The sequence below is a fragment of the Fictibacillus sp. WQ 8-8 genome (assembly GCF_024494405.1).
Taxonomy (GTDB): domain Bacteria; phylum Bacillota; class Bacilli; order Bacillales; family Fictibacillaceae; genus Fictibacillus_C; species Fictibacillus_C marinisediminis.
Window position 1 is genome coordinate 270,906 of the sequence record NZ_JAMXKG010000003.1, and the last position, 12,328, is coordinate 283,233.

15 protein-coding genes are annotated in these 12,328 nt (G+C 42.8%); 5 read left to right on the forward strand and 10 right to left on the reverse strand.

Annotation, left to right across the window (positions count from 1 at the left end; translation table 11 throughout):
* Nucleotides 1–17 precede the first annotated feature (17 nt).
* The 3 genes from M1K46_RS06705 to M1K46_RS06715 form a co-directional block, all read right to left on the reverse strand.
* Entirely contained in the window at nt 18–1,532 is a 1,515-nt protein-coding gene (locus tag M1K46_RS06705; RefSeq protein ID WP_091006228.1) for a spore germination protein, read from the reverse strand.
* A 111-nt stretch (nt 1,533–1,643) separates the two neighbouring features.
* Complete coding sequence (locus M1K46_RS06710) at nt 1,644–2,405, reverse strand: YdcF family protein (protein ID WP_256225450.1); 762 nt, start codon at nt 2,403–2,405, stop codon at nt 1,644–1,646.
* Nucleotides 2,406–2,448: 43 nt separating this feature from the next.
* Complete coding sequence (locus tag M1K46_RS06715) at nt 2,449–3,945, reverse strand: HD domain-containing phosphohydrolase (protein ID WP_256225451.1); 1,497 nt, start codon at nt 3,943–3,945, stop codon at nt 2,449–2,451.
* Between the two features lie 134 nt (nt 3,946–4,079).
* Between M1K46_RS06715 and M1K46_RS06720 the strand changes: the two genes are divergently transcribed.
* Complete coding sequence (locus tag M1K46_RS06720) at nt 4,080–4,553, forward strand: GNAT family N-acetyltransferase (protein WP_256225452.1); 474 nt, start codon at nt 4,080–4,082, stop codon at nt 4,551–4,553.
* Nucleotides 4,554–4,589: 36 nt separating this feature from the next.
* On the opposite strand, the gene trhA is transcribed toward M1K46_RS06720, so the two are convergent.
* From trhA to M1K46_RS06750, 6 genes are all read right to left on the reverse strand, one after another.
* On the reverse strand, nt 4,590–5,231 hold the full coding sequence (trhA, locus tag M1K46_RS06725) for a PAQR family membrane homeostasis protein TrhA (RefSeq protein ID WP_091006242.1): 642 nt from the start codon (nt 5,229–5,231) through the stop codon (nt 4,590–4,592).
* A 107-nt stretch (nt 5,232–5,338) separates the two neighbouring features.
* Nucleotides 5,339–6,052, reverse strand: coding sequence for an amino acid ABC transporter permease (locus tag M1K46_RS06730; RefSeq protein ID WP_091006246.1), 714 nt, complete (start codon nt 6,050–6,052; stop codon nt 5,339–5,341).
* 14 nt (nt 6,053–6,066) lie between these two features.
* Nucleotides 6,067–6,720 (reverse strand): amino acid ABC transporter permease, encoded by a 654-nt coding sequence (locus M1K46_RS06735; protein ID WP_256225453.1) that lies wholly within the window; start codon nt 6,718–6,720, stop codon nt 6,067–6,069.
* Nucleotides 6,721–6,782: 62 nt separating this feature from the next.
* Nucleotides 6,783–7,532 (reverse strand): glutamate ABC transporter substrate-binding protein, encoded by a 750-nt coding sequence (locus M1K46_RS06740; protein ID WP_375162186.1) that lies wholly within the window; start codon nt 7,530–7,532, stop codon nt 6,783–6,785.
* A gap of 68 nt (nt 7,533–7,600) precedes the next feature.
* Complete coding sequence (locus M1K46_RS06745; protein ID WP_091006254.1) at nt 7,601–8,329, reverse strand: amino acid ABC transporter ATP-binding protein; 729 nt, start codon at nt 8,327–8,329, stop codon at nt 7,601–7,603.
* Nucleotides 8,330–8,651: 322 nt separating this feature from the next.
* Complete coding sequence (locus tag M1K46_RS06750; RefSeq protein WP_256225454.1) at nt 8,652–9,077, reverse strand: organic hydroperoxide resistance protein; 426 nt, start codon at nt 9,075–9,077, stop codon at nt 8,652–8,654.
* A 250-nt stretch (nt 9,078–9,327) separates the two neighbouring features.
* Here M1K46_RS06750 and M1K46_RS06755 point away from each other — a divergent pair, with 250 nt between their 5' ends.
* Nucleotides 9,328–9,567 carry a hypothetical protein gene (locus M1K46_RS06755; protein ID WP_053354920.1) on the forward strand — a complete coding sequence of 80 codons (240 nt, stop codon included), beginning with the start codon at nt 9,328–9,330 and terminating at the stop codon, nt 9,565–9,567.
* A 121-nt stretch (nt 9,568–9,688) separates the two neighbouring features.
* Here the strand turns inward: M1K46_RS06755 and M1K46_RS06760 are convergent, their stop codons facing one another.
* Complete coding sequence (locus M1K46_RS06760) at nt 9,689–10,987, reverse strand: purine/pyrimidine permease (protein WP_256225455.1); 1,299 nt, start codon at nt 10,985–10,987, stop codon at nt 9,689–9,691.
* A 158-nt stretch (nt 10,988–11,145) separates the two neighbouring features.
* On the opposite strand from M1K46_RS06760, the gene M1K46_RS06765 reads away from it, so the two are divergent.
* The 3 genes from M1K46_RS06765 to flgM all read left to right on the forward strand — a co-directional run bounded on the left by M1K46_RS06765 (nt 11,146) and on the right by flgM (nt 12,323).
* A complete protein-coding gene (locus M1K46_RS06765) occupies nt 11,146–11,487 on the forward strand; it encodes a hypothetical protein (protein ID WP_091006265.1) in 342 nt (113 codons plus the stop codon).
* Between the two features lie 321 nt (nt 11,488–11,808).
* Nucleotides 11,809–12,048 (forward strand): hypothetical protein, encoded by a 240-nt coding sequence (locus M1K46_RS06770; protein WP_053354917.1) that lies wholly within the window; start codon nt 11,809–11,811, stop codon nt 12,046–12,048.
* Nucleotides 12,049–12,065: 17 nt separating this feature from the next.
* The gene (gene flgM, locus M1K46_RS06775; protein WP_256225456.1) at nt 12,066–12,323 is read left to right on the forward strand and encodes a flagellar biosynthesis anti-sigma factor FlgM; all 258 of its coding nucleotides are present in this window, start codon (nt 12,066–12,068) and stop codon (nt 12,321–12,323) included.
* Nucleotides 12,324–12,328: the final 5 nt, after the last annotated feature.

Here is a 12,328-nt window from a genome sequence, read left to right on the forward strand (position 1 = left end):
ACCTTCGTTCTGTTGAATTATTCTTCAATGTCGTTCTTTTGATTCGCTCTTTCATAATTTATTCGTGCCGGATCTGCAGGCCTCATTTGCATGGGACGCAATTTCTGGAGGTTGAATGGCAGTCGGATGAATGCATCTTTAAGATCAACCATCCTTAAAGGATAAAGGGGAGCCATATAGGGCCTGCCAAGCGAGGTAAGTCGAAGCATATGGCCCATTACAAAGGCAAAACAGATGGAAACTCCAAGCAGTCCCCAAAATTGTGCAAAGACCAGAAAAGGAAAGCGGATCAGGCGGATCGTGTTGCTCATCTGATAAACTGGCGTCGTAAAGGAGGCCAGTGCAGCAAGGGCAACGATGATTAATAGAACATTGCTCGTTAATCCGGCCTGTACCGCAGCAGTTCCAATAACGATACCGCCAACGATACCGATGGTCTGCCCGACTTTGGAAGGGAGGCGTGCCCCGGCTTCACGAAGCAATTCGATGGATAACTCCAAGATGATCGCTTCTACGATCGGCGGAAACGGTATGCCGGAGCGGGAAGCTATCAAAGTACCAAGAAGATCGGTCGGGATCATTTCATAGTGAAACGTGAGAACAGCAACGTAAAGTGGTGTGGACAGCACGGAAAACAGAACTCCCAGCAAACGGAGCATCCGGAAAACGGAAGCGACATGCCATGACAGGAAGTAATCTTCAAAGGCCGAGAAAAATTCTACAAGCGTAGTAGGACCTGTCAGAGCACTCGGTGAACCATCAACGAGTAAAGCAACTTTTCCTTCGGCTAAAACAGCTGCAACACGGTCAGGACGCTCTGTGTTGATCAACTGGGGAAATGGAGAATTCTGGTTGTCTGATATCATCTGAAGAACATAGCTACTGTCTAAAATGTGATCGTATTCAATGTCCGAAACCCGCTGCAACAGGGTGTTAACATTCTCCTGGCTGGCTATGCCGTCAATATAAAGAATCGTTACCCTTGTTTTCGAGAGCTTTCCTACTTTGACTTCTTTTACATGAAGTTCAGGGATTGGCAGTCTTTTTCGAATCATATTGATGTTGACTTCAATCGCCTCAACAAACGCTTCCTTCGGCCCTACAACGCTGAATTCAGTTTCAGGAACAGAGATCTGGCGCTTCTCAGCAGTTGCCGCAGGAATCATCAGGCATTCGGCTTTATCGGGATCTGGCTGTACAAGCACTGATCCGGTCAACAAACTGTCCTGTATCTTCTGAACATCCTTTGTATGCTCGATGTTCTCCACCGGAATTTCTGAAGCCAGCTGTTTGAGAGACATTGATGAACAGCGGGTCAAATAGGGTATTAAATCACGATGAACAAGATCCGGGTTTACCATACTTTTGTAATAGGAAATGGTAAATGGATGCTGATCGCTTTTTGTAAAGGATACAAAGTCTTGTGAAGCCTTGCATTTATCCAGTAATTGTTTAATGGTAAGCTGGCTTCCACTTTGTCCGGAAGGCTTACTCGCTGCTTTTTCTTTTTTCTTCTGCCGTTTACCGAACATAGCTGCCTCCATCCAAGAGTAGATTCATGTGTTTATTTGTATATCATTCCAATAGATGATGTCTCTATTCAATTTCGGCATAAGAAAAAGCACCCTGGAAAAGGGTGCTGATCATTTAAAATAATCCTTATCAAAGACATAGTATTTGGCGAGTGCAAGAATCTCACGTACATGTACCTGAGGGGTGACGGACAATGGGACAGAAGATCCTTGTCCGAATGCTTTTAAACCCAATCCTTCTGCCAGGCATTTCGAACGGTGGAGATGAAAATCACTGGAGATGATCAGCACTCGCTGGTGTTTTCCGGCAGGTAGATATTTTTTCATCAGATTTCGTGAGAACTTTATATTTTCATAAGTGCTTGTTGCTTTGTTTTCATAAACAATCGAGGTTGAAGGAACTCCTTTGTTTTTTAAATACCTCCCCATGACTTCTGCTTCTGTCTTACTCTCGCCGACGGTCAGTCCTCCACTTACGGCAGCATTAACACCGGGATGTTTGTGAAGGTACAATGCGGCTTTGTTCAGCCGCTCTTTCAGCACTCTTGAAGGCGTACCATCCTTGATCCCGGCGCCTAAAATGAGTACATAATCAATATTTGCGGGATGTTCATCTTTGATGGAAGTAAGAATCAGCCCTTCAAGCAGCAGGGCAATGATCAGGGCAATGGATACCGTTGAAACTGTGAAAATCCGGAATTTCTTGTTTTTTCTCCACTGCTTTTTGAGTGGATGGAAGACAATAGCTATTGCCGGTAACAGGAGTGAAACGAACAGTATAGCGAGAGCGCCGGTGTCTAATCTGGTGATCGCTATCACGAAAAATGAATAGATGATTCCGATCAAGCCGATAAGAAAAAATAGTAATCGCATAATAACTCCTGATTTTTTGTGGTAAGTTATAGCCGTTGTTTCATTAAGACACGGAAGAAAGCTTCAGTTCCTCAACTAATAGAGGAACTAATGCTGGATCCCACTGTGTGCCCTTGCCGTCAAGCAGAATGGATACTGCCTTGTCTCTGCTCATGCCTTTCCGATAAGGCCGGTCTGATGTCATGGCGTCATAAGCGTCTGCTACTGCAATAATCCTTCTGAAGAAGGGAATGTCATCTCCAGAAAGCCCTTCTGGATAGCCATTTCCATCATAGCGTTCATGATGGTATTTCACGCCGGGAAGGAGTGGCTCCATCGCTTCCTTCGGCTGAACCTGAGATAGGATTGAATAACCAACCACCGGATGTTTTTTAATGTAGCTGAACTCGATATCGTCCAATTTTCCCTCTTTTAATAGAATATGATCGGGGATACCAATTTTTCCAATGTCATGGAGGAGAGCTGCTTTTTTTAGTGTGGATAGTTCATCCATACTAAGGCCTGCTTTCTCACCAATCTGAACCGAATATTCGGCAACCCGCTGTGAATGTCCGGCAGTATACGGGTCACGTGCATCCAGTGTAGCTGCCATGACGGCAAAAAAGCTGTCCAGAAGCTGGTGGTTCATTTCTTCCCGGTCGCGGATGGAAGAACTCATATGATTAAAACCTGAAACAAGCCTTGAAAATTCATCAGAATACGTGTTGTCCAGCAAAAATTGGCTGTTTCCAAGCTGTACTTCTTCCATGGCCGTTTGAAGGTTCTTCATCGGAGCGAGCAAATCTTTGTAGATCAGGTACGTCCCGAAAAAAGCAAAAAGCATGCCAAGCATCAGAATGAAGATCGCCCAGCTCCAGTATGACCTCGTGATGGAGGCTGCCTGTTCATATAATTTGACCTGGTTGGCAAGAGCGAACAAGAGTACAGGAAATGTTCCAATAAAAATGGTGCTTAGCTGAATTTTTCGCTGAATCGAAACAAACACTCTGTTGTTTTGGGACAGAGGATCTCCGTGCAGTTCGACCGCCCGATTCCTGAGTTCTTCAATGATCGGTTTAACGGCACTCGTTGTTAAATAAAATTCAACAATGGCATGCATTCCAGCTACGATAACGGCCCCAAGACCCCCCATGAACAGGTACATATAGGGCATGTTGAGAAAACCAAAGTAAATGGCTGCGCTCACTAAAATGATTGCAGGAACGGACAGTCCAAGAAAGTGAGGCCCCATGATCCGTTTTACCGTCAGCAAAGGAAAACGGTGAGCTTGAACAAATCCGTTCGTCAACGTGCGGATCGATGGGTTCGATTTGAAAAACGCCCGGTAGATCGGCTTGATGTGACGGGAGAAAGCACGGTATTCAATAAAACACATGATGAAAAAAGACAAAGCTAGGATCCCTGAGATCATCCATTTTTCAAAGGTAGAAAAGTGGAGAGTCGAAAAGACAAAAAAACCCCCAACTCCAATGACTGCGATAAGTGATCTTATGAGATAATTTCTTAGAAGCATTCTTTGAAAATGACGATAAAAGTCCATTTCACACCTCTTTCCAAAGGACTTAAGTCACTATATCTAGAATAACATTGATAACAATGGTAAAAAAGTCTAATTTTGTTATATATTGAGGAAAAATGCTGGTGCCAGGCACCAAAAAATCAGGAGGGGAATTCATGGAGGAATGGACGAAAGAATCATACGTTATTTCAATGGATAAGAAGAGTCTCAATATTGATCTGATTCACGAGTTTTTGACAAAGGAATCCTATTGGGCACAAGGCATTACCCGAGAAAGGGTTCAAAAAGCGGTTGATCATTCTCTTTGTTTTGGAGTCTATGAGAAGAATGGCGATGATCAGACACAGGTTGGTTTTGCGAGGATCATAACAGATTATGTGGCGACAGCTTATGTTTGCGATGTATTTATCCTGGAGCCGCATCGCGGAAAAGGACTTTCCAAATGGCTGATTGAGACGATTACTTCCCATAAAGAACTGCAGGAGGTACGAGGAATGCTGCTTGTGACAAAGGATGCTCATGGACTCTACAGCCAATACGGGTTTCAGCCGGTTGAAGCGGAGAAATATATGAAAAAAGAAATGAAGAGAGAGGAGCAGCCACCTCGTTCTGTAATGCGCGAAAAATAAATAGAAGACGCTGACATATGGTTCAGCGTCTTCAGCTTATGAAAGCTTGAGAATATAGAACATAAGCATAAAATGAGAGGCACTTCCAGCTAGTACGAAGAGATGCCAGATTGCATGGTTGAAGGGGAACTTACGCCATACGTAGAAAACGGCCCCGACCGTGTACATAATCCCTCCGCTGATCAGCCAGGCAAGACCTTGCTCAGGAAGAGTGACGACCACACGGTTAAAAGCGAATATGATCAGCCACCCCATAAGAATATAGCCGATTGTTGAGAGAATGACGAAGCGCTTCGTGAAAAAGATTTTAAACGCCACACCCGCCAAGGCGATCCCCCAAACGGTTCCAAACAATGCCCAGCCGAGAGCTCCCTTTACCACAATCAATAGAATCGGTGTATAAGAACCCGCAATAAAGATATAGATGGCTGAGTGGTCCATGATCTCAAAAATATCTTTGACCTTTCCCTCAGGAAAGCTGTGAACGAGGGTTGAAGAAGTATAGAGAAGCAGCATGGATCCGCCGAAAACAGCAAAGCATGTGATGTGCAGCGGTGTCCCTTGCGCGCTGGCAAAAACAACAAGTAGGGTTAAAGCAATAATACTGAAAACCGCTCCGATGCCATGGGTGATGGCATTGATAATTTCCTCACGTTTTGTATACGTAAATGCATTCATTTTTTCACCCCTTTTATAGTATCCTGCACTAAGACCGACATTAAGTTTCACTTATTTTAACATAGAAAAAAGAGCTCATGGCAACTGAGCTCTCTTTTCTTCGTTATTTACATCGGTTCACTGCCGGCCTGCTGCTGAATCGGCAGTGTTTTTCCTGTTGATTTCCGGTTGCTCCGTTCTTTCGTTTCAAGTCTTCTTGCGAGCAATGATAATGAATAGTTAACGAGAAAGTAGATGAATGCAATGAGTAAAAAAGTGGGAATCACGTAATTTACGTTTTTACCATTCACGATTTGCGCATTATGCAGCAGCTCAGGAAGCGAGATGACAACAGCAAGAGAGGTGTCTTTTAAAAGAGATATAAACTGACTGACAATCGGCGGAACCATTCTTCTTAGAGCCTGGGGCAATATGATGTGCTGCATCGTCTGAATGTAGGTAAGGCCGGAGGAGCGGGCAGCTTCAATCTGTCCTTTTTCGATTGAGTTTAATCCGCTACGGACAATCTCAGATAGCATGGCAGATTCAAAGATAATAAGAGCTGTTACGGCAGCCATCATAACGCTCATTTTAATGCCGACTTCAGGCAAGGCGAAAAATGTGAAAAAGATAATCAGCAGCAAAGGCAGATTCCGTACTGTTTCAACACATACGGCAACGACCTTTGATAGAACCGGTATCTTTGCATAGCGCAAGATTCCTAAGATACTTCCGAAAATAAAACTGAAAACAATAGCGATGAAGGCAACGAAAAGTGTAGTCATCAGACCTTTTAGCAAAAAGAGCAGATTTCCTGCGGAATAAGCACCGATAAAATCCATTGTGCGTCTCCTCCTTATCCGCTCACAGCAAGACGCCGTTCAAGATAACCGACGAATAAGCTGAGTGGAATAGTTAGAACAAGATAGAACATCGCCACAAAAATATAGACGTCAAATACAACATACGTAGCTGAAGAGATGGAATCTCCAAAGTACATTAAATCCAATCCTGCAACAACGCCAAGGATGGAAGAGTTTTTCACCAGATTAATGAACTGATTGCCAAGCGGAGGAATAACGATTTTAATGGCCTGAGGAAGTATGATGTATCTCATCGTTTGGATGTACGTCAAGCCTGATGAACGGCCAGCTTCCATTTGACCCTTATCCACGGATAAAATACCCGCGCGGATCGCTTCTGCAATAAATGCCGCTGTATAGATGGAAAGAGCAATGGTTCCCGCTTGAAAACCGCTAAGCTTCATGCCTAAACTCGGCAATCCATAATAAAAGATAAACAGGATCAAGATGAGAGGAATATTTCGGACAAATTCCACAAAAGCTGTTCCGATGATCTGAAAAATCTTTAACGGAGAGATCCGCATAACAGCGAAGATCACACCAAGAATAAAGCTGCAGACCAAAGCAAGAAGGCTTGCTTTCAGTGTGTTGACAAAGCCATCAATATAGGTGTCAAAGTTGTCGATCAGTATGGTGAAGTCTAGCATGAATTCCCTCCTTTACGAAAGAAGGATAGATGGGCAAAGCTGCCCATCCATCACAAAAATCATTATTGTTCTTTTATCCATCTGCTCTTGATTTTGTCATATTCACCGCTGTCCTTAAGCTCTTTAAGGAATTTATTCACGTACTTTGTGAACTTGTCATCGCCTTTATTCAAAGCGATTCCATATGGCTCATCGGTAAATGGCTGTCCTACCAATTGATAGTTCGAATCCTGGTCAGCCATCCCGTATAGAATCGAGTTATCTGTTGTTAATGCATCACCTTTCCCAGCTTTTAACGCGGTAAAGGCTTCAGCATAGTTTTCAAACTCGAGTACCTGGGCATCAGGAGATTTGTCTTTGATGTTTTGAACAGAAGTGGAGCCTTTTACAGCCAACACCTTTGTGCCTTTCTTCACATCATCAATACCCTGGATTTTACTTCCTTTTTTCACGAGCAGCGACTGGCCTGCTTTAAAGTAGACATCAGAGAAGTTAACTTCCTTTTTACGGTCCTCTGTAATAGTCATTGTGGCAATAATCGCGTCAATGTCACCGTTTTTCAGCATTTGTACACGTGTCTTTGATGTAACTTCTTTTAGTTCAAGCTTTTTTTCGTCACCAAAGATTTTTTTGGCAAGTGCTTTTGCAATATCAATATCGAAGCCTTCTACTTTTCCGCTGGAAGGATCCTTGTAACCGAAAAGATTGGTATCATATTTTACACCGACCACCAGTTTACCGCGTTTTTTGATGGCAGATAGTGTATCTTTTGATTCTCCGCCTGTCTTGTCGCTTCCGCATGCTGAGAGCATGCTGATTACGAGTACCAGAATAATAGCCAACAACCAGCTTTTCTTGTTTTTCAAATGTCTCATCTCCTTTAATGGTTTAGAACTCTGCTTAAAAATAATTTTGCACGGTCTTCTTTTGGATTGGAGAAAAATGCTAAAGGTTCACTGTCTTCAAGTATTCTGCCGTGATCCATAAACACGACCCGGTTAGCCACTTCACGGGCGAATCCCATCTCATGAGTGACGACCACCATGGTCATCCCGTCCTTTGCGAGTGTTTTCATAACATCCAGAACCTCACCAATCATTTCGGGATCAAGGGCAGAGGTTGGCTCATCGAACAACATGATATTCGGTTTTAATGCGAGGCCCCTGGCGATGGCCACTCTCTGCTGCTGTCCTCCTGAGAGCTGGGATGGATAGGAATCAGCTTTGTCTGGAATCCCAACTTTTTCAAGGTAGAACATCGCCGTTTTTTTGGCTTCTGAAGGTGAGATCCCTAATGCCTTTTTTGGTGCGAGTGTGATGTTTTCAAGCACGGTCATATGTGGATAAAGATTAAAATGCTGAAATACCATGCCAATGTTTTTGCGTAGATCATTAATATTTGTTTCCTTGCTGTTTACTGCATTCTTGTTGACGGTGAGATCTCCGTCAGTAATTGTTTCGAGCCGGTTGATACACCGGAGCAATGTACTCTTTCCCGACCCCGATGGACCGACGACAACAACAACTTCCCCTTCTTTAATCTCCAGGTTAATATCATTCAGAACCTGAAAATCGCCGAAGTGCTTATTAACATGACGAAAAGATATCAAACCAATCCCCCTTTGTTATGTATTAAAACTCAGGTTTCTAAAGACCTGAAGTTTTACCCGATACGAAGTGTTTATGTATTACGAATTTTCCGGCTAAAATACTATTATTCGACTATCTGTAACAAAATTCCTTTTTAAATTTACTTTTAAATTGTTTTTTTATGAAATATTTGAGAGGTGGGATCCTTTTGGAGTAAAAGACTTGAGGGTCTCTTTTAAGCATCATGCAAGGTCCATTAGGAATGAAAATCAACAATATGCTTTAACAGAAACTACAAAAAACTGGCTCCTCAAAAGATTGAGGAACCAGCTGGATGTTTCTTTATTGGACAGCTTTAATCTGTACGTCAATGTTGCCTCGTGTCGCTTTGGAATACGGACATACTTGGTGAGCTTCATCTGCGAGCTTCTGAACATTTTCCTGATCCTGGCTCGGAATAGAAACCTCCAGGACGACTGCAAGCTTTAATCCGCCGTTTGGAGAATCTTTGCCGATCGTCACGTTAGCTGTAACTTTGCTGTCTGAAACATCAACTTTCTGTTTGCCGGCAACAATCTGCAGTGCGCTTTGATAACAGGCAGCATAACCGCAGGCAAACAGCTGTTCAGGGTTTGTTCCTTCACCGCCGGACCCTTGGAGCTCTTTTGGCATGCTGAGCTTTAAATCAAGTTTCCCGTCTTTGCTTGAAACTCTGCCATCTCTTCCGCCTTGTGCGGTAGCTTTTGCTGTGTATAAACCTTGATCCATTGTAAATCACTCCTTGTATAAGGTGACAATATCTGTCCCAAAATAGCTACACACCTAAACATTATCTTTTATCACTATTTTTAAACCTTTAAAATTTAGGAGGTGGTGCCAGAGGTGGTGCCAGGCACCGCATTTACACACTTGTGTAATCACAGTGCCTGGCACCAAACAAGGTACCAAACACCCAAAAAGTTTAATAAAGATCTATTTAGGAAATTATTAATCTAAATACATAGCTGGAGGGAATGGCATGGAAGTGAAAGAGCAGATTATGGCTCTGATGGGAAATCCGGAGAGAGAGTTTGAATTTAAGCAAAAAACAGATTTACCGGGTGTAAAGGATGATTTGGTACGAATCCGTTATGTTCCTCAAGGCGACAGCGGATTTTTTCAATCCACATTCTATGATGAAGAAACAGAGATCGTTGGCTCACGGGTGTTTGACGAACTGGAGGATGTTATATTATTTGTAGAGAAAAATAAAATCTGAGGCTCTTGGCAGTAATGAAAGAGGAATATAAAAAAAGCAATCCGGTTAATTATACTGGATTGCTTTTTCGTGTTTTACGTGTGGCGATTCACTTTAAGCGTACTGCCTTCCTCTATCAATCCTAAAAGGAAGGGGAGTCGCTCAGCTTCGTCTGCCGTTTGTTCAGTTGTTCGAGCAGCATGCAGGTCAGCATACCAAGGATCAGCCCGTTATTCAGCAAAGTAGTTAATATATTGGGCAGACCCTTCAAAGCAGCTGGAGGAATGAAGGTGCACCCCAAGCCGATCATTAACGATGTGGCGATAACAAACAGCGTATTTTCATTAAATTTCAGTGAGCGATATTCCTTTAAAGCCAATCCGATCATGCTTGAAAAAGGAACAAAAATCGTCGCATAGCCAACAGGTGCAGGTATGCTTGCGAAAAAGAACGTAAGCTTTGGAAACAGGCTGATGGCGAGGATCATCAAACTCCCAATGATGTAGGGAAGGCGCTGAAACATTTTGGTCGTCAGGATAAATCCTGCCGTACCGGATATCGGAACACAGGCCACGGCCGAAAACAATCCGGCAATCAGCGTGTTCATTCCCATCAATCCTGTCGTTTGATTATAATTAATGTCTGAATGAGACTGTTTTTCATTTTTATACACATTCTCGACGACGTTGACACTAGCGACCATATTGGCGAGAAGCAGGAAACCAATAATGATGGAAGTCAGAGCGATGCCGCCGCTGAACTGTGGAGCCCCCCATGCGAAAATCTCAGGGAGGGCAACGGTTTTACCGTGAAAGCCTGAGTCTTTGACCAGCCCCAATAACGAAAAAAGGCCCCAACCGGCAATCAGGCTGATCAAAACGGAATAGCTTCGCAAAAACTTGCTCTTCGCTTTTCCCAGAACCATGGACAAAATTAAAATGGCGATGGCTGTAACCGCAACTTTGCCGTCCACACTGTCTGATAAGTATCCGATCCCCAGGATACCTTTAATAAAGGAGCCGCTTAACTGAGCAACGAGCAGGATCAAATAAGTTCCTGTAACGAGGGGAGTAAACAGCTTTTTTAGAGGACCAATCCATTTCATCAAACCTAGAAAAATGAAAAGAAGCCCGCAGATCAGCATTCCCATTTCCAGCTGATGAAGCACATCTTGTCCGTTTAACGAACCGGCTGAAACGAGTCCTGCATAGACCATGAAAACACCCCACCATAGACCGGCTGGCCCTTCTGTAATAGGAAGACGGTGTCCGAACAAGGCTTGCAGAAAACCGGAAATGCCAATAATAAAAAATGTCCTTTGAAGGAGTTCAGCTATTTCAGCCGGTGGAAGATGGAAGGCAGTGCCGATGGAAATAGGTGCTACTATGCTGCCGGCAAGGATGAAGACCATCCACTGAAACGAAGAGAAGAATAATTTCATATTATTAACACCTACTGTCTGAAAACTTTAAACACGGAATCTATTATAGACCTGTTGCCTAAATCCGGAAAGCCTTTTTGTTTCTGGTTTTTAGGTTTAAACAGCTGGCAAATAAGGGAAAGGAATGAGAAAGAGAATCTTAGGAGGAATGACGTGCGATGGATGAAAATAGAATTACGTTTTATGTTAATCCAAAAGGTGAGATCAATACCCTTCCGGCCGACGAAAGCATGCATCTATTTGAAATCCGAGCTAACGAGGCAGAGATAGAGCAGCTGCGAAGTTTATTTCGTCAGCTGCATGAACATAATAAAAAAGAAGGAAAAGATATTTTTTCAACCAAGTCTTTCTTTTACGAAAACCAGGGTGAACTGGACCGGAAAGAAGATAACGAGATCATGTTCGAGATTTACCGGCAAATTTTCATGCTGGGAACGGAAAAGACCAAAGAGGATGTAGAAGAGATGGGCGTCATTCCAAAGCTGAATGAATTAAGATAAACGTTCATCTATTGGAGAGGAACGTCTTTTTATGAAATGTCTAGCTTCAGCGACCAAGTCCTCGAGGTCGCTTCACTCATTCCCTCAACACAAAAAGCGTGTTGCTGGGTATGAGCTCCAGCGCTTGTCGGACTTAAGCGGGTCGCTTACGCATTTCTTAGAAAAAATTTCTATTTTTTTATTAGGTACCCCTTTAAATAAAAATAGGCTGCGAATACTATTAGAAAATATCTTTTTAGGTGTTTATGAAAGTTTTTCATTGGGGATTCATACATACATTCATCAACCATCACAACATAAATGGGGCAAGGGAAGAGTAATATGAAAACGATTAAACAGGAAGATATTCAACTTTGGGTAGAAAATCATTTAGAGGACTTTAAAAATTTTACTCCCTATCTGTTTACCCAAGAATTTATCCACTTTTTTTGTGAATCTCGGCAAAACGAAAAAGAGTTTGAAGTTAAGTATGATAAAAGTGGCCAAAAACTGTATATGCGTTATCTGGAACCTTCTGAAATTGAAGATGATTGGGTATGCGTCGGGAATGTGAGCTTCTAGACAAAGGAGATGTTATTGTGGAGATCAATCGCGTACAAAGAGTGGAAAAGCTGTATAATTCAGCACCCGTTAATAAACAGCAGCAAGAGGAAAAAAAGGAACTTCGAGATAAGGTCGAAATTTCTAAGGAAGCTCAGGAGTTATATATGGCCGATAAGTTTACGAATAAGCGAAGTGCTAAAATAGAAGAACTCAAACAAAAAATTCAAGCTGGGGAGTACAAAATCGATCCTGATAAGATCGCTCGGAAGATCGCTTCTCACTATCAACTATAAAAACA